22 protein-coding genes and 1 riboswitch are annotated in these 22,140 nt (G+C 75.0%); of the genes, 6 read left to right on the top strand and 16 right to left on the bottom strand.

Going from position 1 to position 22,140, the window contains the following annotated elements; all coding sequences use genetic code 11:
• Nucleotides 1-140 precede the first annotated feature (140 nt).
• Together ACFV04_RS28615 and ACFV04_RS28610 are read right to left on the bottom strand one after the other, a co-directional pair.
• Nucleotides 141-1,019, bottom strand: a complete 879-nt coding sequence (locus tag ACFV04_RS28615; RefSeq protein ID WP_380347182.1) for a LysR family transcriptional regulator — start codon at nt 1,017-1,019, stop codon at nt 141-143.
• 119 nt (nt 1,020-1,138) lie between these two features.
• Entirely contained in the window at nt 1,139-2,047 is a 909-nt protein-coding gene (locus ACFV04_RS28610; protein WP_360249521.1) for an RNA polymerase sigma-70 factor, read from the bottom strand.
• 158 nt (nt 2,048-2,205) lie between these two features.
• Between ACFV04_RS28610 and ACFV04_RS28605 the strand changes: the two genes are divergently transcribed.
• Complete coding sequence (locus ACFV04_RS28605) at nt 2,206-3,282, top strand: NAD(P)/FAD-dependent oxidoreductase (protein WP_380533470.1); 1,077 nt, start codon at nt 2,206-2,208, stop codon at nt 3,280-3,282.
• Nucleotides 3,283-3,289: 7 nt separating this feature from the next.
• On the opposite strand, the gene ACFV04_RS28600 is transcribed toward ACFV04_RS28605, so the two are convergent.
• Nucleotides 3,290-3,523: a VOC family protein gene (locus tag ACFV04_RS28600; protein ID WP_380533485.1), complete on the bottom strand. Its 234-nt coding sequence runs from the start codon at nt 3,521-3,523 to the stop codon at nt 3,290-3,292.
• A gap of 155 nt (nt 3,524-3,678) precedes the next feature.
• Here ACFV04_RS28600 and ACFV04_RS28595 point away from each other — a divergent pair, with 155 nt between their 5' ends.
• A complete protein-coding gene (locus tag ACFV04_RS28595; protein WP_380533468.1) occupies nt 3,679-4,530 on the top strand; it encodes a helix-turn-helix domain-containing protein in 852 nt (283 codons plus the stop codon).
• On the opposite strand, the gene ACFV04_RS28590 is transcribed toward ACFV04_RS28595, so the two are convergent.
• The 7 genes from ACFV04_RS28590 to ACFV04_RS28560 form a co-directional block, all read right to left on the bottom strand.
• Nucleotides 4,471-5,142, bottom strand: coding sequence for a hypothetical protein (locus ACFV04_RS28590; protein ID WP_380533466.1), 672 nt, complete (start codon nt 5,140-5,142; stop codon nt 4,471-4,473). The two genes, ACFV04_RS28595 and ACFV04_RS28590, sit on opposite strands and share 60 nt — an antisense overlap.
• Nucleotides 5,143-5,342: 200 nt before the next feature.
• Nucleotides 5,343-6,176 (bottom strand): ECF transporter S component, encoded by an 834-nt coding sequence (locus ACFV04_RS28585; RefSeq protein WP_380533464.1) that lies wholly within the window; start codon nt 6,174-6,176, stop codon nt 5,343-5,345.
• A complete protein-coding gene (locus ACFV04_RS28580) occupies nt 6,173-7,771 on the bottom strand; it encodes an ABC transporter ATP-binding protein (RefSeq protein WP_380533462.1) in 1,599 nt (532 codons plus the stop codon). The genes ACFV04_RS28585 and ACFV04_RS28580 overlap by 4 nt, the downstream gene beginning before the upstream one ends.
• A complete protein-coding gene (locus tag ACFV04_RS28575) occupies nt 7,768-8,925 on the bottom strand; it encodes an energy-coupling factor transporter transmembrane protein EcfT (protein ID WP_380347169.1) in 1,158 nt (385 codons plus the stop codon). Before ACFV04_RS28575 ends, ACFV04_RS28580 begins: the two co-directional genes overlap by 4 nt.
• A 44-nt stretch (nt 8,926-8,969) precedes the next feature.
• Nucleotides 8,970-9,680 (bottom strand): SCO2322 family protein, encoded by a 711-nt coding sequence (locus ACFV04_RS28570; protein ID WP_380347167.1) that lies wholly within the window; start codon nt 9,678-9,680, stop codon nt 8,970-8,972.
• Complete coding sequence (locus ACFV04_RS28565) at nt 9,677-10,933, bottom strand: prenyltransferase/squalene oxidase repeat-containing protein (RefSeq protein ID WP_380347166.1); 1,257 nt, start codon at nt 10,931-10,933, stop codon at nt 9,677-9,679. The genes ACFV04_RS28570 and ACFV04_RS28565 overlap by 4 nt, the downstream gene beginning before the upstream one ends.
• A gap of 106 nt (nt 10,934-11,039) precedes the next feature.
• A riboswitch (cobalamin riboswitch) is annotated at nt 11,040-11,116 on the bottom strand.
• A gap of 115 nt (nt 11,117-11,231) precedes the next feature.
• A complete protein-coding gene (locus ACFV04_RS28560; protein WP_380347164.1) occupies nt 11,232-11,858 on the bottom strand; it encodes a TetR family transcriptional regulator in 627 nt (208 codons plus the stop codon).
• A gap of 228 nt (nt 11,859-12,086) precedes the next feature.
• Here ACFV04_RS28560 and ACFV04_RS28555 point away from each other — a divergent pair, with 228 nt between their 5' ends.
• From ACFV04_RS28555 to ACFV04_RS28545, 3 genes are all read left to right on the top strand, one after another.
• Nucleotides 12,087-13,397 (top strand): glycosyltransferase family 4 protein, encoded by a 1,311-nt coding sequence (locus ACFV04_RS28555; RefSeq protein WP_380533459.1) that lies wholly within the window; start codon nt 12,087-12,089, stop codon nt 13,395-13,397.
• Nucleotides 13,398-13,513: 116 nt separating this feature from the next.
• A complete protein-coding gene (locus ACFV04_RS28550; RefSeq protein WP_360249548.1) occupies nt 13,514-14,257 on the top strand; it encodes a class I SAM-dependent methyltransferase in 744 nt (247 codons plus the stop codon).
• The gene (locus ACFV04_RS28545) at nt 14,254-15,315 is read left to right on the top strand and encodes a prenyltransferase (protein ID WP_360249551.1); all 1,062 of its coding nucleotides are present in this window, start codon (nt 14,254-14,256) and stop codon (nt 15,313-15,315) included. Before ACFV04_RS28550 ends, ACFV04_RS28545 begins: the two co-directional genes overlap by 4 nt.
• An 84-nt stretch (nt 15,316-15,399) precedes the next feature.
• Here ACFV04_RS28545 and ACFV04_RS28540 read toward each other — a convergent pair whose 3' ends face one another.
• The 4 genes from ACFV04_RS28540 to ACFV04_RS28525 form a co-directional block, all read right to left on the bottom strand.
• Nucleotides 15,400-16,296: a hypothetical protein gene (locus ACFV04_RS28540; RefSeq protein ID WP_360249554.1), complete on the bottom strand. Its 897-nt coding sequence runs from the start codon at nt 16,294-16,296 to the stop codon at nt 15,400-15,402.
• 217 nt (nt 16,297-16,513) lie between these two features.
• The gene (locus ACFV04_RS28535) at nt 16,514-17,551 is read right to left on the bottom strand and encodes an N-acetylmuramoyl-L-alanine amidase (RefSeq protein WP_380533456.1); all 1,038 of its coding nucleotides are present in this window, start codon (nt 17,549-17,551) and stop codon (nt 16,514-16,516) included.
• A gap of 7 nt (nt 17,552-17,558) precedes the next feature.
• Nucleotides 17,559-18,779 carry a hypothetical protein gene (locus tag ACFV04_RS28530; RefSeq protein WP_380533454.1) on the bottom strand — a complete coding sequence of 407 codons (1,221 nt, stop codon included), beginning with the start codon at nt 18,777-18,779 and terminating at the stop codon, nt 17,559-17,561.
• Nucleotides 18,780-18,938: 159 nt separating this feature from the next.
• Nucleotides 18,939-19,592 carry a class I SAM-dependent methyltransferase gene (locus ACFV04_RS28525; RefSeq protein WP_380533452.1) on the bottom strand — a complete coding sequence of 218 codons (654 nt, stop codon included), beginning with the start codon at nt 19,590-19,592 and terminating at the stop codon, nt 18,939-18,941.
• A 228-nt stretch (nt 19,593-19,820) separates the two neighbouring features.
• Here ACFV04_RS28525 and ACFV04_RS28520 point away from each other — a divergent pair, with 228 nt between their 5' ends.
• On the top strand, nt 19,821-20,903 hold the full coding sequence (locus ACFV04_RS28520) for an alcohol dehydrogenase catalytic domain-containing protein (RefSeq protein ID WP_380347157.1): 1,083 nt from the start codon (nt 19,821-19,823) through the stop codon (nt 20,901-20,903).
• A gap of 156 nt (nt 20,904-21,059) precedes the next feature.
• On the opposite strand, the gene ACFV04_RS28515 is transcribed toward ACFV04_RS28520, so the two are convergent.
• Together ACFV04_RS28515 and ACFV04_RS28510 are read right to left on the bottom strand one after the other, a co-directional pair.
• Complete coding sequence (locus ACFV04_RS28515) at nt 21,060-21,227, bottom strand: hypothetical protein (protein WP_380347156.1); 168 nt, start codon at nt 21,225-21,227, stop codon at nt 21,060-21,062.
• A 166-nt stretch (nt 21,228-21,393) separates the two neighbouring features.
• A partial coding sequence (locus ACFV04_RS28510) for an ATP-binding cassette domain-containing protein (RefSeq protein WP_380533449.1) occupies nt 21,394-22,140 on the bottom strand: 747 nt, incomplete at its 5' end.

The raw sequence follows: 22,140 nt of genomic DNA, 5'->3' as shown, positions 1-22,140 counted from the left end.
CTCCGTTCGCGGCGGTGGCCCGGGCCGCCGGGTTCGCGCTCCCGAGTCGTGCACCGCCCGCTACGTCGCTGCCGTGTGGGCGCCAAGGCCGCTGCCCGGTGACCGCCTCCGGTGGTCGGGCGGGCTCAGGCCGGCCCGGCTCAGGCCGGGGCGGCGTACAGGACCTCGCGCAGGCCCGGCACGGTCTCGCGGCCGCTGCGCCAGACCAGGCGCAGGCGCAGCGGCGGGGGATCGAGCGGCAGGCGGACCAGGGTGCCGGCGGCCAGCTGGTCGTGGACCGCGAACTCCGGTAGGAGCGCGACGCCGAGGCCCTGTTCGGCGCAGGCACGGGTGACGGCGACACCGCCGGTGCGGACGCGGTCGACGTCCTGGCCGAACAGGCGCTCGCCGGCGAGGTGGAAGGAACAGGCGGGGGTGTCGACGAGGAGCCGCCGGCCGCGCAGGTGCTCGCGGGTGAGCGAGGTGGCGCCGGCGAGCGGGTCGGTGGGGGCGGCGACCAGGGCGAGCGGGACGTCCTGCAGGTCGACGTGGTCGAGCGGGGCCGGCGGCAGGTAGAAGCCGAGGTCGCCGAGCGGGCCGGCGGTGTCCAGGATCAGCGCCGCCTCCAGGGCTCCGGCCGCGACCCCGCCGAGCAGGCCGTCCCGGGCGGTGCCGGTGTGCAGGGATATCTCCAGGCCGGGCCGGTGTTCGGCGAGCCGGGCGAGCACGGCGGGCAGGTGGGTGGCCGCGATGCTCCCCAGTGCGCCGAGCCGCAGCCGGGCGCGGACCGCGACCACCTCCCGCCGGGCCTGCTCGGCCTGCTCCAGCAGCCGCCGGGACCACGGCAACAGCCGCTCCCCGGCCGGGGTGAGGGTCATACCGCGCAGGGCCCGTTCGAACAGCTCGGTGCCCAGGCTCCGCTCCAGCGTGCGGATCTGCTCCGAGACGGAGGACGGGGCGAGTCCGAGCGCCACGGCCGCGCCGGGCACGGTGCGGTGGGCGACGACGGCCTCGAAGACGCGCAACTGACGTAGTTCCACTGGTTTCCCCGACTTCCGAACGACCTCGTCTGTCCGTGTTGCGGGACAGCGTACGGCCGTGCCAGGTCGCACCGTGCGCGTGCGTTCGGAAACGTCGGCCGGGATCGAGGGAACGCGACTCAGAGGCTCACCGTCGTCTCCCGCGTCATGTACGTCAGCTTCTCCGGGTTGCGCACCGAGTAGATGCCGGTGATCAGTCCCTCGTCGAGCCGCATCGCCACCACCAGGTCGATCTCCCCGTCGATCCGCAGGACCAGCGCCGGGTGCCCGTTGACCTGGGCCGGTTCGGTCGTCACCACCGGGCCCCACAGGGCGACGCCGGCGGTCAGCAGGCGGGCGACCGGCTCGGCCCCGACGGTGGGCCGCGGCATGGCCTGCTTGATGCCGCCGCCGTCGCTGAGGGCGACCACGTCGGGGGCGAGGAGGTCCAGCAGGCCCTGCAGGTCACCGGTCTCGACGGCCCGCTGGAAGGCCGCGATCGCGGTCCGGGCCTGTTCCGGCGAGACGGTGCCGCGCGGACGGCGCGCCGCGACGTGCACCCGCGCCCGGTGGGCGATCTGGCGGACCGCGACCGGGGTCTTGTCGACGGCCTCGGCGATCTCCTCGTACCCGAGGTCGAACACCTCGCGCAGGACGAACACGGCCCGCTCGGTGGGCGCGAGGGTCTCCAGGACCATCATCATCGCCATCGAGATGCTGTCGGCCAGCTCGACCTGTTCGGCCACGTCGGGCGAGGTGAGCAGCGGTTCGGGCAGCCACGGCCCGACGTACGACTCCCTGCGCCGGCTGAGCGTGCGCAGCCGTCCGAGTGCCTGCCGGGTGGTGATCCGGACCAGGTAGGCGCGGTGGTCGCGCACCGTGGCGAGGTCGACGCCCGCCCAGCGCAGCCAGGTCTCCTGCAGGACGTCCTCGGCGTCCACCGCCGAGCCGAGCATCTCGTAGGCGACGGTGAAGAGCAGGTTGCGGTGGGCGACGAACGCCTCGGTGGCCGGGTCGGGACGGCGGCCGTCGTCGCTCTCGCTGCTCATGGTCTCTCCTCCTGGTTCGGCGCTGCCTCCCACAGGACGCCGGAGCCCGCCGATCCGTGACATGCCGCGCCGTGTGTCCCGCGCCACACCGGTGCGGTGTCACGGCTCCGGGCCCGTCGGTATCTCCATGCCGACGAGCAGACGGCAGGGAGGCAGAGATGAGGGTGATTCCCGAGATGAAGGTCGTCGTGGTGGGCGCCGGGTACGCGGGGATGCTCGCGGCCAACCGGGTCGCGAGGAAGGTGCGGGCCGCCGAGGTCACGGTGGTCAACCCGCGCCCCGACTTCGTGGAACGCGTCCGGCTGCACCAGCAGGTCGCCGGGACGGCCGTCGCCGCGACGCCGATCGCGGCGATGCTCCGCACCGGGGTGGCGCTGCGGGTCGGCGCCGTCGACTGGTTCGCCGACGGCCGGGTCGTCCTCGACGACGGCACGTCCCTCTCCTTCGACTGGGCGTTCCTCGCCGTGGGCAGCACGGTGCGGCCGCTGCCGGGCACCGTCCCGGTCGGTACCTGGGAGGGGGCGGAGCGGGCGCGGGCACTGCTCGCCTCGCTGACGCCGGGCAGCACGGTGACGGTGGTCGGCGGCGGCGCGACGGGCATCGAGACAGCGGCCGAGGTGGCAGGGGCGCGGCCGGACCTGACGGTGCGGATCGTCGGGCCGGCGGTCGCCGACGGCTTCACCGGCCGGGCGTACCGGAAGGTCCGGGCCGGGCTGGAGCGGTTGCGGGTCGAGATCACGGACGACAGCGTCACGGCGGCCGCCGACGGCGTCGTGCACCTGCGGTCGGGCGTGTCACTGATCTCCGACCTCACGCTGTGGGCGATCGTGTCCGGGGTCCCCGACCTGGCGACGCGCAGCGGTCTGACCGTGGACGGGGACGGCCGCGCGGTCGTGGAGGCGTCACTGCGCAGCGTCGACGACGAACGGATCTTCGCCGTCGGCGACTGCGCCGCGGTCCCCGGGGCCCGCTTCGCCTGTGCCCTGGCCGGCCCGCAGGCCGCCCACGCCGTCGACAACGTGGCCCGTCTGATCGCCGGCCGCACCCCCACGCCGTACACGCCGCGCTACATCGCCCGCGCCGTCACCCTCGGCCGCGACAACGCCGTCGGCCAGTTCACCCGGCGCGACGACACCCTCCGGCGGGCGCACGTCAGCGGCCGCACCGGGGTCGTGATCAAGGAACTCGCCTCCCGCGGCGGCAAGTACGGCGCCCGGACGGGAACGGGTGCGTGAGCGGGGATCACGCGAGGGGCGTCAGGAAGATCCGGACGTGGCCGAACGGGTCGCGCAGCACCGACTGCCGGGCGCCGTAGGGCATGTCGGCCGGCGGCGCGAGCAACTCGGCGCCTGCCGCCACAGCCTGGGAGGCCGGACCGTCCACGTCCGACGGTGGCAAGTCAGCAGTGATACGGCAGGTGTCCCCAGCTCGCGCGCCCGGCGCGCGCTGGTGCGTGTGCGCTTGCGCCGCCCGAATGGGGGATCTGAGGCGGAGTTTGACGCATGGTTACGGCATATCGGTGAACATTGCGGTGCCGGGCGTTCCTGTGGGGCGCTCGGTGGGTGGGCAAGAGAAAGCCCCGGCGGTGCTCCAACACCCCGGGGTATGGCACCAGGAGAGAGAACTCCAAGATGCAGATTCATCGTATCCCCAAGCATGCGCCCGGGTACACGATCCTCGACAACGGCCACGTCGTCCGTAAGCACTCGCTGAGTTGGGCGGCGCGCGGGCTCCTGAGCTACCTGCTCAGTCTGCCGGATGGGGCGCGTGAGGACATCCGCACGCTCGCGGCGAAGAGTGTGGAGGGGCGGGCGACGGTCTCCCGGGCGTTGCGGGAGCTGGAGACGGCCGGGCACTACATCCGGCGGACGCTTCGCGATCCGGTGACGGGGCAGGTGCGGACGGTCGTTTCGGTTCATGAGGTGCCGGTGACCACGGGCAAGGCCGTCCACGCGGTGCCACCGCTTCCCGTGTCTCCGGCCGCCGGGGCGCCTGGACCGGGGGCGGTGGGTGCCGGGAAGGCGGGAAGCCCTTCCAAGGAACCGAAAGGGGAGGAAATGGAAGAACCTTCCGTCCTTCCATCCCGGAGGTCGACGGCGGGCATGGCGCTGCTGCTGGACCTCGGGCGCCGGGAGCCTCGGATGGCGTTGGCGGGGAAGCCGCTGTCCGACCAGGCCGCGCGGGTGGAGGGGCTGCTCGCGGGTGGGTGGACGCGGGAGGCGCTGACCGGAATCCTCGCGGCGCCGCTGCCGGAGCGGGTCACGCACAGTGTGGGGGCGATCCTGGCAGGGCGGTTGGCGAAGGTGCCGTCCGTTCCTGCGGCACCGAGCACGACGGACGGGCCGCGCCGGCACGAATGTCCCGGGTGGGACGGGATGTGCGGGCGGCCCGTGGCCGGTGCCGGGCGGCGGTGCGGTCGGTGCTCACCAGGTGAGGAAGTCGGGCAACTCGGCGGTGGGCGGGAGCGGCGTCCCTGCGGGTAGCCGGCGGATCTGGACGTAGGCGTGCTCGAACTGGGAGTACGAGAAGCCGTCCAGGCCCGGGGCGACGACCAGGACGTTGTCGCCCCGCCGCCAGATCCGGTACCGCCAGCGGTCCTTCCGGTAGACGACGTCGTGGTCGGGTGGCCCGAGCAGGGCGGTGAAGTGACCGGCGACGGAGTCCAGTTGGACGTTGAACGCCCCGGCCGGCGGGTCGACGACGCTCCGCCAGCCGGGCTGCTCTCCCCAGAAGTCCTCCGTCCACGCCCCGTCGGGGTGGATCCAGTACTCGTACGCGAACGGCATGGCGAAGCGGTCGTCCCCGTACACGAGGTGCCCGGCGGGCGTGTACGCCTTCTCGTTGAACTCGCCCAGGTAGTCGCCGGTCGAGCGCCAGCCGGCGGCGAGCATCGCCTTCTCGGTGGGCTCGGGGTCCTCCCAGTCGAGTTCCATCATTCCGGCGATCTGGGCGACCAGTTCGGGGGTGACCGGGCACGCCGCGACGATCCAGGGCGACTCGTCCTCGTCGGACACCTCGTCCTCGTCGGACACCTCGGACGCCTCGGACGCCTCGGACACCTCGGATGCGTCAGGAACCTCGGGCTCTTCGGACACGCGGGGAACTCCGTTCTGCTGCGACGTACGGATGTCCACCCTACGAGCAGGCGGGTTCAGAGGGTGTCGCGGACCTCGATGTAGCCGTCCTCGACGCGGAACAGCTGGTTGGGATCGGTGGCGTTGCAGCCGTACGGGATCACCTGGTCGCCGTTGGTGCGGTAGGGGCCGGGGCGTACGGCGCGCGGGGGAAAGGCAGTTCACCCTTCCGGCGGTCGGAAGGTGACCGGCGCGTCGAAGGCGGCCCGGCGAGTGGTGCGGCGCAGGGCGCGCAGGACGGGGGTGCCGAGGGTGAGGCACAGGACGACGGTCAGCGCGGCCCTGGGCAGGTCCCAACCCAGTGACGTGGTCAGGCAGTAGGCGGCGAAGCGGACCAGGTTGGCGGGCAGCGGGTCGCCGGGGACGAAGGAGACGGAGCCGGCCAGTCCGCCGATGTACGGCCAGCCCTGCAGGTTCATGATGGTGCCGTACAACAGGGCGGACACCGCGCCGTATCCCGCCAGCAGCAGGAGTTCGCGGCGTCCGCGCAGCGCGGCGGAGCCCGGCAGCAGTCCCGCGCCGAGGCAGACCCAGCCCATCGCCAGCATCTGGAACGGCAGCCACGGCCCGACCCCGCCGGTGAGCAGCGCGGAGGCGAACATCGACAACGAGCCCAGGACGAAGCCGAAACCGGGGCCGAGCACCCTCCCGGACAGCACCATCAGGAAGAACATCGGCTCCAGTCCGGCCGTTCCGGCGCCGAGGGGGCGCAGCGCCGCGCCTGCCGCCGCCAGGACGCCCAGCAGCGCGACGGACTTGGCGTCGAGCCCCGGGGCGCCGCCGCCCGCCTGCCGCCCTTCGGAGATCTGCGCGACGACGACGGCGAGCAGCAGGGGCAGCAGCAGCGCGAACAGCCAGGGCGCGTCGGTGGCGTGGCCGACCAGCGCGGACTTGGTCGAGGCGAGCAGCGGCCAGCCGAAGGCGGCGACGCCGACCAGCGAGGTCAACGACAGCACCGCGACCGACCGTCGGCCGAGCGGGACCGGACGGCTCATGCGCCGATCGCCTCCCCGACCTGGCGCACGGTGAGCCACGGCCCCGCCAGCACCTTGGCGACCTGCGGGGCGAACGCGGGCGAGGAGACCACGACTTCGGCCGTCGGTCCGTCCGCGACGATCTCGCCCTCGGCCAGGATCACCGTGCGGTGGGCGAGTTCGGCCGCCAGCTCGACGTCGTGGGTCGCCAGCAGCACCGCGTGGCCCTCGGTGGCGAGGCCGCGCAGGATCTCCACCAGCCGGGCCTTGGCCGCGTAGTCCAGGCCGCGGGTCGGCTCGTCGAGCAGCAGCAGCGGGGGCCGGGCGGTGAGCACGACGGCGAGTGCGAGGGTGAGCCGCTGGCCCTCGGAGAGGTCGCGCGGGTGGGCGGCGTCGGCGATGCCGGGCAGCAGGCGTTCGACCAGGGCGCGGCAGGTGCCGGGTTCGGCGCCCGCGTCGGTGTCGGCCGCCGCGCATTCGGCGGCGACGGACTCGCCGTACAGCAGGTCGCGCGGGTCCTGCGGGACGAGGCCGACCTGCCGGATCAGTTCGGCGGGGCGGGTGCGGTGCGGGACGAGGCCGCCGACCCGGACGCTGCCGGAGGCGGGGGCGTGCAGGCCGACCAGGCCGCCGAGCAGGGTGGACTTGCCGGCGCCGTTGCGGCCCATCAGCGCGGTGATCTCGCCGGGGCGGAGTGCGAGGTCCACGCCGCGCAGGGCGTGGACCGGGCCGCGCCGGACGGCGAGGCGGTCGGTGACGGCGATCGGTTCCCCGGTGGGGGCGGGCGCGGCGGCGGGCGCGCGGCCGTCCAGCTCGGCGCGCAGGGACGCCGCCCTGCGTCGCGCGTCGCGCACCGACAGGGGAAGCGGCCGCCAGCCGGCGAGCCGGCCGAGGCCGACGACGGGCGGGTGCACCGGCGAGTGCGCCATCACGTCGGCCGGTTCGCCCAGCACCGGGGGCGCGCCCGGGGTCAGCAGCAGCACCTGGTCGGCGTACTGGACGACGCGTTCCAGCCGGTGCTCGGCCATCAGCACGGTGGTGCCGAGGTCGTGCACCAGTCGCTGCAGGACGGCCAGTACCTCCTCGGCCGCGCCCGGGTCCAGGGCCGAGGTCGGCTCGTCGAGGACCAGCACCCGCGGGTGCACGGTGAGCACCGAGCCGATGGCGACGCGTTGCTGCTGGCCGCCGGAGAGGGAGCCCAGCGCGCGGTCGCGCAGGTCGGCGAGGCCGAGCAGGTCGAGGGTCTCCTCCACCCGGCGGCGCATCACGTCGCCCGGCAGGCCGAGTGACTCCATGCCGTAGGCGAGTTCGTCCTCCACCGTGTCGGTGACGAAGTGCGCCAGCGGGTCCTGCCCCACCGTGCCGACCAGGTCGGCGAGTTCGCGCGGCCGGTGTTCCCGGGTGTCCCGGCCGCCGACGGTGACCCGGCCGTGCAGGACGCCGCCGGTGAAGTGCGGCACCAGGCCGCTGACCGCGCCCAGCAGGGTCGACTTGCCGGAGCCCGACGGGCCCACCAGCAGGCAGAGTTCACCCTCGGGGACGGTGAGGTCGACGCCGTCGAGGACGGGTGCGGCGGACTCGTCGTACCGGACGGAGACCTGCTCGAAGGTGATCACGATGCCCTCCGGGGCGGGGTCGGGGCGGCGAACGCCGGTACCAGGCCGAGCAGGACGGTCAGGACGGCGGCCAGCGGCAGCGCGGGGACGGTCGGCGGGACGACGGTGGGGGCGAAGGCGGCCGGGTCCCGTGCGGCCAGGTAGGTGGTGAGGGCCGCCACGGCGACTCCGGATCCGGCGGTCAGCCACTCGGGCAGCGCCCAGGGGTCGGGCCGGTAGCGGGTCCTGACGGATCGCCGGCTGCCGAGGAGCAGTCCGGCGAAGGCGGCGGCCAGGCCGAGCGCCAGCACCGGGAGGGCCCAGCCGGTGCCGCTGGCGGTCAGCAGCCCGTACGCGGCGAGGCAGACGCCGAGCAGTCCGGCCAGGGTGAGTGCGGCCGTCACCCGGGCGAGCCGGCGCGGGACGTCGGCGGTGCGGCCGAATCCGCGGGTGTCCATCGCGGCGGCCAGCGCGATGGAGCGCTCCAACGCACCCTCCAGCACGGGCAGTCCGACGCTCAGCACGGCCGTGACGCCCTTGTCGCTGCGGCCGCGCAGCCGCCGTGCGGCGCGCAGCCGGCGGACGTCCGCGACCAGGTTGGGGGCGAAGGTCATCGCCACCACCACGGCCACGCCCGCCTCGTAGAGCGCGCCGGGCAGGGTGCGCAGCAGCCGGGCCGGGCTGGCCAGGGAGTTGGCGGCGCCGACGCAGACCAGCAGGGTCGCCAGGCGCAGCCCGTCGTACAGCGCCGCGAGCAGGCCTTCGACGGTCACCCGGCCGCCGATCCGCACGCCCTGCGCCCAGGCGGGCAGCGGCACTTCGGGCAGCGTGAACAGCACGTGGGTGCCGGGGATCGGCGAGCCGAGGAACACCGCGAACACCAGCCGGATCCCGAGCACCAGCAGGCCCAGCCGCAGGAACGCCCCGTACGACCGCGACCAGGGCGCGTCGCCGCGCCGGGCCGCGACCACGTACCCGGCGACGGCGGCGAGCAGCAGCAGGATCGCCGGGTTGGTGGTGCGGGTCGCCGCCGCGCCCAGCCCGAGCGCCCACAACCACCACGCCCCGGGGTGCAGTTGGCGGGGCCCGGTGGGCGGTCGGGTGCTACGGGTGGAGGTGCTGCGCACGGCGGCTTCCTGGGCGGGGTTCACGGCTTCACGGCTTCGCGGGTCCATGGCTTCACGGCTTCGCGGCTTCACGGCTTCGCAGGTTCACGGCTTCACGGGGTGCGGCGCCGGCGCGCCTGCCAGACGGCGCCGCCGGCGAGGACGGCGACCAGCGCGCCGCCGGCGATCAGCCCGATGTCCGGGCCGCCGCCGTGGTCGCCGGACGGACCGGGCCCGGCCGGCCCGGCCGCGCCCGCCGCGCCGACCTGGTCGCCGCAGCCCGCCGTCGGGTACCCGGCGATGGCGCACAGCAGCCCGTTGGTGTCGTACCGCAGCGGCGGTGCGACGGCGGCCAGCACCTCGGCCGAGGTGGCCCGCGGCGCGACGGCGGCGCACGTCGTCCGCGGCTCGGGCACCGCCCCGGCCGATCCGGCGTCCTCGGGGGTCCCGAAGTCCAGCACGACGGCGACCCGCTTGTGCCCCTCCTGCGCGGGCGTCTGCGCGCAGATGTCGGCGAAGCTCGCGGCCGTCCGCGGTTTCGCGGCGTCCTGCCCGCCGTCCGGGCTCATCGCGAACCGCCAGCCGTCCACGGCCCCGTCCGGTGGTACGGCGATCGCCGGGCCCTGCTGTTGGTAGGCCCAGCCGCCGTCCGTGCCGCGCCAGAACGACCAGTACCGGTATCCCGCCGCCTGTGCGGGAGCGGCACCGGCGACCACCAGCAGTGCCCCGACCAGCGGCAGGAGCAGTGCGGTGGTGCGGCGCCGGGTACGGGCGCCGCGACCGTGCGCGCGGACGGCGCGGGCCCGGTGGTTCGGGTGCGTCACAGGTGCGGGTTGCGCTTGCGCTGGAGGCTGAGCAGGAGGCCGCCGCCGATGCCGATGAGCAGGCCGACGCCGATGATCCAGTACTGGCCGATGCCGTCGTTCTTCTTCTTCGCCGAGGTGGTCTCGTCCGCAGTGGTGGCGGCGGCCTTGGGGGCCGGGCCGAGGGCGGTGAGCTTGCCGGTGAGGTCGGCGGTGGCGCGGTGGCCGGCCTGGGCGACGAGCAGCAGGGTGGCGGTGGCGCCGGCGTCGGTGCCGTTCTTGGTCCAGGTGGCTTCCTGGCCTTCGAGCCAGTCGGTGGCGTTGGCGGCCTGGTCGGGGTGGCCGCTCTGGACGAGGGCGAGGGCGGCCCAGGCGGTCGCGGTGTGGTCGGGGGTCGGGGCGGCGCCCGGCGTGGTGAGGGTGAGGTGGTTGCCGCCGGCCTCCAACTGGGCGGCGAGGTAGGCGGCGACGGCCTCGCCCGACTCGGCGTGCGGCACGGTGGCGGGCGCGGAGCCGTCTGCGCAGGCGAGCGGCTTGGCCTCGTCGTCGGCGCGCACCGAGCCGACGACCGGCAGGTGTCCGCCGGCGGCGGCGAGCGCGGCCTGGCCGCTCGCCAGGGCGTTGGGGGCGAGGGCGCCGGTGGCGGCGTCCGGCTGGTAGGCGAAGGCGCCGCGCTGGTCGACGGGGGCCGTGCAGCCGAGCTGGAAGCGGGCGAGGCCGTCGAAGGCGTTCTTCGCGGCGCCGCCGGTGCCCGCCTTGGCGACGCTCGCCGGGTCGGTCCGGGCGGCGAACAGCGCGTTGACGGCGAGTCCGGTGGAGTTGGCGTCGCCCGGGCTGCCCGGGTTGTAGGCCCAGCTGCCGTCGGCGTTCTGGTTGGCCTTGAGCCAGGCGACGCCCTTGTCGACGGCCGGCTGGTGCCCGCCGAGGGCGGCCAGGGCCTGGATGGCGACGGCGGTGGCGTTGCTGTCCTCGGTCTTGGGGTCGCAGGCCGCGCCGGCTGCCCGGTAGGAGGGCCAGCCGCCGTCCTCGCACTGCTGGCCGGTGAGCCAGCCGACCGCCGAGTCGGCGGGCGTGACCTTGGCGGCGGTCAGCGCGGTGAGCGCGAGCGACTGCCGCCAGACGCCGTCGTAGGTCGGGTCGCCCTTCCCGTACAGGCCGTCGGGGACGGCGGCGGGGGTCGGCGAGGGGCTGTCGGCCAGGGCCGGTCCGGCGGCGACGCCGGTGAGCAGCGCGGCGGACAGGGCGGCGGCGCCCAGGCGGGCGGCGGTCAGCATGGTGCGGTTGTGCCTTTCGGTGAGCGGTGGTGGCCCGGGCGGGGCCGTTCCGTAGTCCTCGACGGTGCCGGGCGCGTGCGTCCGGACTGGCCGCTCGCCCCGCCCCGGGTGCTCCGACTCGTCCGGGCCAGGGGGCCGGACTCACGGTTGCGGGGTCAGCGCCGGATTCGCACCGGCTTCCCCCGGGGGAGGAGCGGATGGAGTTGTGCTGTCCGTCGACTCTAGCCGCCGGAGCGCGTGGGCCACCGCGCCGTAGCAGGAACAGGTTCCAGTCGGCGGGTGTCGGACCGGGGTGCGGTCAGGGCAGGGTGAGCAGCCGGGCCGCCGTGTGCAGGTCGGCCCGGACCTCGGCGATCGAGGCGCGCCCGGACAACCAGGCGACGAGTGCCGAGTGCCAGGTGTGCTCGATCACCCGGACGGCCGCGCGCTGGCTCTCGCTGGCCGGGCCGGACTGGCCGATCGCGTCCAGGATGAGCTGTCCGGTGGCGGCGCTGACCTGGTCCACCTCGGCGCCGACCGAGCGGTCGGCGAAGGACAGCGCCCGGACCATCGCCTCGGCCAGCAGCGGTTCGCGCTGCAACGCGTGGAAAGCCCGGGTGAGGGTGTCGGCGACCCGCAGGGCCGGTTCCGGGTCGGTCGGCGGGTGGCGCCGGATGTGCTCGTGCAGGCCTTGGAGCTGTTCCAGCATCACCGCGACCAGCAGGTGGACCTTGGACGGGAAGTACCGGTAGAGCGTGCCCAGCGCGACCTGCGCGCTCTCCGCGACCTCCCGCATCTGCACCGCCTCGTACCCGCCCCGGGCGGCCAGCGCGGTGGCGGCCCGCAGGATCCGCCGGCGGCGCTCGGCCTGGCGCGTGGTCAGCGGCAGCTCACCGGGCCGGGGCACGAGGGGGGTCGGGGTCAGGGGCTCGGTCGACGGCGGCAAGGGTGCTCCCGGGCGGGCGAGAGTGGCGGTGTGCTCCACGGATCGGCAAGGTGGGCGAGGTCCGGCGTGGCGGGAATCACCAGCCCTGGCTCCTGAGGGAAAGCTACGGGCCGGTATCTTCGAGGTCTCTCATTGTTCACGTGGTCGACGACGAGTTCCCCAGCCACTGAAACCTGATCTACTTTAGCGACCGGCAGCACAGATAGCAGCTAGAGATGAGGGCCCACGATGACCGCGCAGCCGCTGCGGATTGCCCTGCTGTCGTACCGCGGGGACCCCTTCTGCGGCGGTCAGGGCGTGTACGTACGGCACCTCTCCCGTGAGCTGGCCAGGCTCGGCCACCACGTGGACGTGATCGGGGCCCAGCCCTACCCGGTGCTGGACGACGTCGAGGGCCCCGGTTCGGTGCGCCTGGTGGAGCTGCCCAGCCTGGACCTCTACCGCGCCGACGACCCGTTCCGCACCCCCGCCCGCGGCGAGTTCCGCGACCCGGTGGACGTGCTGGAGTTCGCCACCATGCGCACCGGCGGCTTCCCCGAGCCGCTCACCTTCTCGCTGCGCGCCCGCCGGTACCTGGCCCGGCACAAGGGCCGCTACGACGTGGTGCACGACAACCAGACCCTCGGCTACGGCCTGCTCGGCCTGGCCCGGCACGGCTTCCCGCTGGTCACCACGATCCACCACCCGATCACCGTGGACCGGCAGCTGGAGCTGGACGCGGCCCCCACCCGGCTCAAGCGGCTGTCGCTGCGCCGCTGGTACGCCTTCACCCGGATGCAGCGCCGGGTCGCCGCCCGGCTGGACCACGTGATCACCGTCTCCGGCAGCTCGCAGCGCGAGATCGCCGAGCACCTGGGCGCCGCGCCCGGCGCGATCTCGGTGGTGCCGATCGGCGCCGACACCCGTCTGTGGTCGCCCTCGGACGCGGTCGGGCGGGTGCCCGGCCGGATCGTCACCACCTCCAGCGCGGACGTCCCGCTGAAGGGCCTGGTCTTCCTGGTCGAGGCGCTCGCGAAGGTCCGCACCGAGCGGGACGCCCACCTGGTGGTGGTCGGCAAGCCGCAGAAGGACGACGGGCCGGTGGCCGAGGCGGTGCGACGCTTCGGCCTGGCGGAGCACATCGAGTTCCGCAGCGGCCTGACCGACGGGGAACTGGTCGACCTGTACCGCTCGGCCGAGGTGGCCTGCGTCCCGTCGCTGTACGAGGGTTTCTCGCTGCCCGCCGCCGAGGCGATGGCCACCGGCACCCCGCTGGTGGCCACCACCGGCGGGGCGATCCCCGAGGTCGCCGGACCGGACGGGGAGACCTGCCTGGCCGTGCCGCCGGGCGAGGCGGACGCGCTGGCCGCGGCGCTCGGCCGACTGCTGGACGACCCGGAGCTGCGCGCGGGTCTCGGCGCGGCCGGCCGGGAGCGGGTGCTGGCCCGGTTCACCTGGGAGCGGGCCGCCGAGCTGACCGCCGAGGCCTACCGCGCGGCGATCGCCACCGGCGCCGGCGCCCGGGCCCGCTCCGGGCCCGGCTGGCGGTACGTGGCCTAGCCCGCCCGGGCCGGACGCGCCCCCGGCGCGGATCCACCGCCCGGGGCGCGCGCCGCCCAACGAAGCGTGACGAAGCGTCAAGGACGCTTGGTAGCAATAGGAATGGGAGTCCTGCAGTGCTGACCGTCGATTTCTCGCGCTTCCCGCTCGCCCCCGGCGACCGGGTGCTCGACCTGGGCTGCGGCGGGGGCCGGCACGCGTTCGAGTGCTACCGCCGCGGCGCCAACGTGATCGCCCTCGACCAGAACACCGAGGAGATCGCCGAGGTCAGGAAGTGGTTCGCGGCGATGGAGCAGGCCGGTGAGGCCCCCGAGGGCGCGTCGGCGGTCGCGATGGAGGGCAACGCGCTGGCGCTGCCGTTCGAGGACGAGTACTTCGACAAGATCATCATCTCCGAGGTGATGGAGCACATCCCCGACGACAAGGGCGTGCTCAACGAGATGTTCCGCGTCCTCAAGCCGGGCGGCCTGCTCGCCGTCACCGTGCCGCGCTGGCTGCCCGAGAAGATCTGCTGGGCGCTGTCCGACGAGTACCACGAGGTCGAGGGCGGCCACATCCGGATCTACCGGGGCGACGAACTGCTCGGCAAGCTCAAGGACGCCGGCCTGGAGCCGTACGGCACCCACCACGCGCACGCGCTGCACTCGCCGTACTGGTGGATCAAGTGCGCGGTCGGCGTGGACAACGACAAGGCGCTGCCGGTCAAGGCCTACCACCAGCTGCTGGTCTGGGACATCGTCGGCACCCCGGTGATCAGCACCCTCACCAAGGCCGCCGAGCGCGCGCTCAACCCGGTCATCGGCAAGAGCTTCGTGGCCTACGCCTCCAAGCCGAACCGCGCCCCGGGCGGCGTGGCGTGACCGCCGCCGTCCCCGAGGTGCTGCTCCTGGACGGGGTCCTCGACGCCGAGCAGGCCGCCGACACCGTGCGCAGCATCCTGGCCGAGCAGCGCCCCGACGGCGCCATACCGTGGTTCGCCGGCCACCACCTGGACCCCTGGGACCACACCGAGGCCGCGATGGCCCTCGACACGGCCGGCGAGCACGCCGCCGCCGAGGCCGCCTACCGCTGGCTCGCCGGCACCCAGAACCCGGACGGCTCCTGGTACGCCGCCTACACCGACGGCGTGGTCACCGACCGCGCCAAGGAGAGCAACTTCTGCGCCTACGTGGCGGTCGGGGTCTGGCACCACCACCTGAGCACCGGCGACGACGCGTTCCTGGAGTGGATCTGGCCGGTCGTCCGGCGCGCCCTGGACTTCATCGTCGCGCTGCGGCTGCCCGGCGGCCCGATCGCCTGGCGGGTCGGCGAGGACGGCACCGCCACCGAGGAGGGGCTGCTCACCGGCTCGTCCAGCATCCTGCACGCGCTGCGCTGCGGGCTGGCCATCGCCGACTACCTGGAGGAGCCCCAGCCCGACTGGGAGCTCGCGGCCGGGCGGCTGCGGCACGCCATCGCCCACCACCCGGAGCGGTTCCTGGACAAGGACCGCTACTCGATGGACTGGTACTACCCGGTCCTCGGCACCGGCCTGCGCGGCGAGGCGGCGCTGGCCCGGATCGAGCGGGACTGGGAGCGCTTCGTCGTCCCCGGCCTCGGCGTGCGCTGCGTCAGCGACCGCCCGTGGGTGACCGGCGGCGAGAGCGCCGAGCTGGCGCTCGCGCTCTGGGCGATCGGGCAGTCCGACCGCGCGGTGGACATCCTGCGCTGGATCCAGCGGCACCTGCGGCACGAGGACGGCTCCTACTGGACCGGCTACGTGTTCGAGGACGACGCGATCTGGCCGGAGGAGCGCACCACCTGGACGGCCGGGGCACTGCTGCTCGCGGTGGCCGCGCTCGGCGGGGACCCGGCCACGGTCGCGGTCTTCGGCGGGGACCAGCTGCCCGCCGGACTGGTGGTCCAGGACTGCTGCTGAGCACGACCGGCCGCTGAGCACGGGCACGGCGAAGGGGCGGGACCGGAGAACCGGTCCCGCCCCTTCCTCGTGCGTCCGGGGACGTCAGCCGCGCTGGAGGCCCGTGGTGTCGGTCAGCACGCCCTGGGTGCCGTCCGCGAGCTGCGCGACCAGCGCGGCGCCGCGCTGCTCGACGGCCAGGTACCAGGTACCGGGCACGACCTCGCCGATCGGCGCGCCGGCCGGGTTGTCCTTCGGCGCGAGCTGACGCGGCGCCGGGACGGCGAACCAGAACGGCTGGAAGTCCGCCGCCGGGGCGGCCTGCTGCGCGACCGGGCTCGGCTGCGGGGCCGGGACACCGGCGTCCTGCGGCTGGGCCGGCTGGCCGGGCTGCGGCTGGCCGGCGGCCGGGTAGCCGTAGCCGGCCTGGGCGCCGAACGCCGGGTCGTGGCCCTGCGCCGGGTAGCCGTACTGGCCGGGCGCACCCGGGTGACCGGGCTGACCCGGGACGGGGTAGCCGCCCTGGTACGGGACGGCCGGGCTGTCGGAGACCAGCGGGGCCTTCAGCGCCGGCAGCAGCGGACCGGCGGCCGCCGCACCGGCGAGCACGATCAGCGCGATGAAGCCGAGCCAGGCGCCGAAGCCGTGGCTGATGCTGCCGCCGGACGGGCCGCCGCCGAGCGACCAGATCGAGGTCCACAGCGCCGCGACGGCGAAGGCGATGCCCCACTGGTCCAGCCGCAGGCCGAGCACCTGGCGGTTGGCGGCCCCCTGGCCCTGGAAGCGCTGCACCAGGATCAGCACCGCCGCGGCGATGCCCAGCAGGTAGATCGAGGGCAGGATGGGGAACAGCTCGGTGCTCCACGCGTTCTGCGAAGCGTCCGGACCGCAGTACTTGCCGGAGCAGTTCACGGTCCAGTAAGGCAGGAAGGAGGCGATGAAGAGCAGGACGGCCGCGCCTGCGACGGCGGCGTCTCCCCTGGTGAGAGCGCGCAGATTCACTAACGTTCCCCTCGTTGACGTGTCTTGGACGGTGGTTCGTGCGGTCGGGATGACCGGCCGAAACTCCCGAACGGACCAGAAGCCTAGGCCCAACCGTCCTGCCGGTGCACGGCGGGACCGGGAACGGGGCGAAGTCGTTGCAAACCAGGCGGGCCGAGCGGTAGTGCCGCCCGGCCTGGTGTGCGGCTCAACTTCCGTACTGGGTCTTCGAGTCTTCTCATTGAGTCGTCAGGAACGCGGTGAGCGCGTCGGCGATCCCCTGGGCCGCCTGCTGGCGCCACTGAGGGTCCGTCATCCGCTTCGCGTCCGTCGAGTTGCGCATGTTACCGCACTCGATGAACACCTTGGGGACGGTCGACAGGTTGAGGCCGCCCAGGTCGGAGCGGGTGTCCAGGCCCTGCTCCGCGATGTAGTCGGCGTACGGCTCGCCGGTCGCGGTGTGGAAGCGGTCGCGCAGCAGCAGGCCGAGCCGGTGCGAGGGTTCGACGATCGCCGAGGTGTCCGCCTTCCCGGCCGTCACCCTGGCGGGCATGATCACGTGGAAGCCGCTGCCGCTCGCCGGGCCGCCGTCCCCGTGCACCGAGACCGCGGCGTCGGCGTGCGCGTCGGCGCCGGCCCGGGCGCGCTCGTCGATGCACGGGCCCCAGGGGCGGTCGCCGTCCTGCACCAGCACGACCTTGGCGCCCCGGGCGGTCAGGATGGCGCGGGCCCGGCGGGAGACGTCCAGGGTGTACTCGGCCTCGCTGTAGCCGGCGTTGGTCTCGGTCCCGGTGGTGTCGCACTCCTTGCGGGCGTTGCCGATGTCCACCTGACGGTTGATCTCGGCGGTGTGCGCGACGTTGCCGGGGTTGTGGCCGGGGTCGAGGACGATGGTGCGGCCCGCGAGGCCGCCCGGCGCGGCGGCTGTCGGGGGCGGGGTCGGGGCCTGCGGGGGCGTCCCGGCGGGCGGTTCGGGCGCCGGTGCCTCCGAGCTCGGCGGCGGCGCGACGGGGGGCGTGAGGGGCGCAGCGGCGGGGTCGGCGGCGCCGGTCGCGCCGGTCGCGCCGGTCGCGCCGTCCGTGCCGGTTCCACCGGGGGAGGCCGCCGTCGTGGGCGGGGCGGAAGCGGAGGCGGCGGCGGCGCCCGCCGGGTCGGGGTGGTCGAGGGCCTGCCAGCCGAACCAGCCCGCCGTGCAGAGCGGAACGGCCGCGGCCACCACGGTGGTGACGCGCAGCAGGGTGGAACGGCGGGGCGGTCGAGGGGCGGTGCCGGTCACGAGTGGGTCAGATCCTGTCCTGGGTCCGCGGGGTGAGGCCGTAGGTGTTGGCGATCGGGTTCCACTTGGTCATGAAGTCGGTCTTCGCCTGGGTCGCCTGCGGGTTGAGCTCGTCCGCGTGCTTCTTGTCCTGGGTGGTCGGGGCCCTGCCGGAGCAGCCCTGGGCGGCGACGGCGCGCGCCCAGCTCGCGTACGCCTTGTCGATGTCGGCGGACAACTGCCAGGCGGATTTCAGTGAGTTCAGCGCCTCCTGGCCGCCCGGCACGTCCGTGACGCTGAGCTGGGCGAGCTTGGCCAGCAGGGTGGCGCGCTGGGTGGCGCCGGTGTCGAAGACCTGGGCCGCGCTCTCGATGTCGGCCTTCGACGGGCAGCTGCTCACCTTGGCGACGGCACTGCCGATCGGGGCCTTGGCGTTCTCCCCCTCGCCGAGCAGACCGTCCAGCGCCTGGGCCTGCGCCTGGGCGCCGGGCCCGGCACCGGTCGCGGTCGGCGAGGGCGCGGTGGTGGGCGGGGCCGTGGTGCTCGCGGCGCCGCCCGGTGCGGCGTCCGTCCCGGTGGGCGTCGGGGCGGGCTGCGGATTGCCGGCGCCGGTGGCGGCCGGGGCCGGTGCGGCCCGGCCGTCCTTTTCGCCGCCCCTGGCGGCGAACAGCAGGCCGCCGCCGATCGCCAGCACCAGGAGCAGGGCGAAGCCGATCAGCAGCGGGGCCCTGCGGTTGGCCGGGCGGTCCTCGTCCTCGTGGCCGGCCCGGTGGTCGGCGGCCGGGTACGGGGGCTGGGCGCCGTACGGGGGCTGCGGCGGGGTTCCGGGGGGCTGGGGGTAGCCGTAGCCGCCCGGCGGCTGGTGCTGCGGGGCCTGGTGCTGCGCCGTCGCGTGGGAGGGGAACGGCGAGGCCGCGGGAGGGGCGGCCGGGGGCTGCGGCGGTGCGGTGGTGCGGGGGATCGGGGCCGTCGGCGGGTCGTAGCCGGGTGCCTCGGCCAGGTACGGGCGGGCGCCCAGCGGTGGTCCCTGGTCGCCGACGGCGCCGGGGGCGGGCGGTGGGGCGACCATGCCGAGACGGGGGTCGACGGGGGTCTGCGGGCCTGCGGGCGACTGCGGGGCGACCGGCGCGGGGGCCCGCGCGGCGGGCTCGGAGCCGGCCGGGGGCTGCGGGCCGCGCACCCAGCCGCCGGCCCCGCCGCGCGCCGTGGGGTCCCAGACCGCCGGGGCGGTGTTCTGCTGGTCCGTCATGTCGCTGCTGGCCCCCACCGTCCGCCGATGCTCTGCCTGGTGCTGCGCGGCCACCGTACCGTTCGAACCCCCGCCCGACACCCCCGGCACGACGTTAGAGCATCGGTGCGGGGCCGTGGGGCGGCTCGGGGGAAACGCCCGGTCGGGGGGTGCCCGGGGTCAGCGGGCGCAGCGGCGCAGGACGCGCAGGGAACCGGTCACCGCGACCTCCTCGAAGCCCTCGGCGAGCGCCCGCAGGTACACCCGGTACGGGGCCTGGCCGCCGTCCGCCGGGTTCGGGAAGACGTCGTGCACCACCAGCAGGCCTTCCGGCGCCAGGTGCGGCACCCAGCCCTCGTAGTCGCCGGTCGCGTGCTCGTCGGTGTGGCCGCCGTCGATGAAGACCAGGCCCAGCGGGCGCCCCCAGAGGGCGGCGATCCGCGGCGAGCGGCCGACCAGCGCCACCACGTGCTCCTCCAGCCCGGCGGCGTGCAGGGCGCGGCGGAACCGGGGCAGGGTGTCCATCAGTCCGACCTCGGGGTCGACCAGGTCCGGGTCGTGGTACTCCCAGCCGGGCTGCTGCTCCTCCGAGCCGCGGTGGTGGTCCACGGTCAGCGCGACCGTCCCGGCCTCCCGGGCCGCCGCGGCCAGCAGGATCGCCGAGCGGCCGCAGTAGGTGCCGATCTCCAGAACGGGCAGGCCGGTTTCGCGGGCGGCCACCACCGCCGCCGCGTACAGCGCGAGACCCTCGTCGACTGGCATGAACCCGGTGGCCGCCTCGAACGCCGCCAGCACATCGGGCGCCGGGCGGGCGCTCTGCAGCAGGTCGGACATGCGATGCTCCTCGGGTCGGGACGTGGACGGACGTGGTCGGACCCTACTGGACGGTAGTGGTGGTGGCGCGGGCGGGCTCCGTGGCGCCGGCCGCAATCGGGCGGTCGGGGCTTTCGGGCTTTACCCACCCTTTTGAAACCCGTTCTACTGATATTGCGGAGGCCATGTCAGAATCGCCCCGTCCTCGGATCCACTCCGCGTCACCCGATGCACACAGGGAGCAGCCCCATGCGCGCAGCCGTCCTGCACAAGACCGGCCAGGACACCCTCGACGTCCGTGAGGACGTGACCGCGGTCGGCTTCAGAAGAGGCAGCGTCCGGGTCCGGATGCGCGCCGCCAGCCTGTGCCACTCCGACCTCTCCGCGATGAGCGGCGTCCTGCCGCAGCCCGCGCCGTTCGTCCCCGGGCACGAGGGTGCCGGTGACGTCGTGGAGGTCGGCGAGGGCGTGACCGGCTTCCGCGTCGGCGACCGCGTGCTGCTCTGCTGGATGGCCCCCTGTGGCCGGTGCGACCACTGCGAGCGGGACCGCGGCCACCTCTGCGTCGCCAGCCTGCGCCGGCTCGGAGCCCCCGGGTTCCGGATCGAGGAGGGCGGCCTGATCGCCTCCGGCTTCTACGGCACCGGCGCCTTCGCGGACGAGGTCGTGGTCTCCGCCAACGCCCTGGTCAAGGTGCCCGCGGACCTGCCCTACGAGGTCGCCGCACTGATCGGCTGCGGGGTGACCACCGGCATAGGGGCGGCGGTGAACACCGCCCGGGTCGAGCCCGGGGCGTCCGTCGCGGTGATCGGGGCGGGCGGCGTCGGCGTGGCCACCGTCCAGGGCGCCCGGGTCTGCGGCGCCGGCCGGATCACCGTCGTCGACCCGGTCGCCTCCCGCCGCGAGCGCGCCCTCGCCTTCGGCGCCACCGAGGCGATCGCCCCCGAGGACCTGAAGGCGGTGGCCAAGAAGCTGCCCGGCGGCGGCTTCGACTACGTCTTCGAGGCCGTCGGCCGCTCGGCCACCGTCCGGGCCGGGTACGACGCCGCCCGGCGCGGCGGCGCGGTGGTCGTCATCGGCGCGGGCGCCCAGGACGACCTCGCGCAGTTCACCATGGGCGAGCTGTTCTTCAACGAGAAGCGCCTGCTCCCCTCGCTCTACGGCGGGGCGACGGTCGGGCGCACCGTGGCGCTGGTCGTGGACCTCTGGAGGGCCGGTCGGATCGACCTCGAAGGCATGATCACCCACCGGGTCGGCCTGGCGGACGTCAACGAGGCGATCGCGCAGATGCGCAGCGGCGAGGCGCTGCGGACCGTCGTGACGATGGACTGACGTCCGGACCGGCGCGCCCGGACGGGTCGGGGCGCCGAGCGGCGTGCCGACCGGGATCGGAACGGACCGGGATCGGAACGGACCGGGATCGGAACGGACCGGGGCCCGTCGGGGGAGCGTTGCTCTCCCGACGGGCCCCGTGCTGTGCGGGTGGGTTCAGCCCTGCGCCACGGCCGCGCGGTGGCGGCCGTGCGGGTCGTACTCCGGGCTGTCGTCGGAGGCGGACCGGCCGCGGTGGCGGCCGTGCGCGGCGTCCTCGGCCGTCTTCTCGTCGGCGTCGGTCCCGATCGCGGGTCCGGTGGTGTCGGTGAGGGTGTCGGACATGAGAAATCGTCTTTTCCGTGCGGAGGGTGCTGGTCATCGGCGCCCGGCCGGCGCCGGTGGCGCACGGTCGAGTCCCCGATCGGGCGCTCGGTACGCGCCCCAGCCGGTGATCGCGGCCCGTGCCCCGGCCACCATAACGGCCGGAACGGACGAGATCCTATCGAGATCACGACGCCGTCCCCGCGCTGGTCCGGGGCCCGGAACCGAGCCGGTGGCCGACCGGCTCGCGGTGGAACGGGGACAGCACCAGCAGGTCGCCGTGCCGGGCCGGCACCCCCCGACCGCCCTCCGGCAGCAGCATCCGGTCCGCCCGCAGCGCGGAACCGATCCGGTGCGCCACGACCACCGGCGTCCCCGGGCGGGCCGCGAAGGCCCGCTCGACCCGCTCCTCGGCCCCAAGATCCAGGTGGCAGGTCGCCTCGTCCGGCACCACGACCGGCACGGGGGGCGGGCACGTCCGCACCAGCGCCGGCAACTGACGCTCACCGGCGGAGAGTTCACCCGGATCGCGGAGCGCGGCGGCCGACCCGCCCGGGCGTGCCACCGGCTCCTCCGCCCCCAGCAGCGCCACCGCCGCGCCGAGCCGCTCGTCCGCGACGCCCGGGGCGGGCCAGGCCGGGTTCTCCCGCACCGAGCCGGGGAAGACGTACGCCTCCTGCGGCACCAGGGCCACCAGCCGGCCCGGCACCGGTCGTACGCCGCCGACCGCCACCCACCCCGCCGTCGGCGCCACCACCCCGGCCGGCAACGCCGCCAGGGTCGACTTCCCCGCCCCGCCCCGCTCGGTCCGACCACCCCCACGCGCTCCCCGGCGGGGAGACGGGTGCGTGGGGAGAGGACGGGCGCGTCCGGGGAAGGCCCGCGAGTGGGAAGACGGCGGGTGCCGTCCCCGCCTGTCCGGACAGGCGGGGAC

The organism is Kitasatospora sp. NPDC059599, from assembly GCF_042735125.1.
In the GTDB taxonomy this organism is placed as follows: Bacteria; Actinomycetota; Actinomycetes; order Streptomycetales; family Streptomycetaceae; genus Kitasatospora.
Note: the sequence above shows the minus strand (reverse complement) of the source record. Positions and strands in the feature narration are given on the sequence as shown.

What these genes read in the sequence shown, in the direction of transcription:
- ACFV04_RS28610 (WP_360249521.1), bottom strand. Translation starts at nt 2,047, where the DNA reads ATGAGCAGCGAGAGCGACGACGGCCGCCGTCCCGACCCGGCCACCGAG.
- ACFV04_RS28605 (WP_380533470.1), top strand. Translation starts at nt 2,206, where the DNA reads ATGAGGGTGATTCCCGAGATGAAGGTCGTCGTGGTGGGCGCCGGGTAC.
- ACFV04_RS28595 (WP_380533468.1), top strand. Translation starts at nt 3,679, where the DNA reads ATGCAGATTCATCGTATCCCCAAGCATGCGCCCGGGTACACGATCCTC.
- ACFV04_RS28585 (WP_380533464.1), bottom strand. Translation starts at nt 6,176, where the DNA reads ATGAGCCGTCCGGTCCCGCTCGGCCGACGGTCGGTCGCGGTGCTGTCG.
- ACFV04_RS28575 (WP_380347169.1), bottom strand. Translation starts at nt 8,925, where the DNA reads ATGGACCCGCGAAGCCGTGAAGCCGTGAACCCCGCCCAGGAAGCCGCC.
- ACFV04_RS28565 (WP_380347166.1), bottom strand. Translation starts at nt 10,933, where the DNA reads ATGCTGACCGCCGCCCGCCTGGGCGCCGCCGCCCTGTCCGCCGCGCTG.
- ACFV04_RS28555 (WP_380533459.1), top strand. Translation starts at nt 12,087, where the DNA reads ATGACCGCGCAGCCGCTGCGGATTGCCCTGCTGTCGTACCGCGGGGAC.
- ACFV04_RS28530 (WP_380533454.1), bottom strand. Translation starts at nt 18,779, where the DNA reads ATGACGGACCAGCAGAACACCGCCCCGGCGGTCTGGGACCCCACGGCG.
- ACFV04_RS28525 (WP_380533452.1), bottom strand. Translation starts at nt 19,592, where the DNA reads ATGTCCGACCTGCTGCAGAGCGCCCGCCCGGCGCCCGATGTGCTGGCG.
- ACFV04_RS28520 (WP_380347157.1), top strand. Translation starts at nt 19,821, where the DNA reads ATGCGCGCAGCCGTCCTGCACAAGACCGGCCAGGACACCCTCGACGTC.
- ACFV04_RS28515 (WP_380347156.1), bottom strand. Translation starts at nt 21,227, where the DNA reads ATGTCCGACACCCTCACCGACACCACCGGACCCGCGATCGGGACCGAC.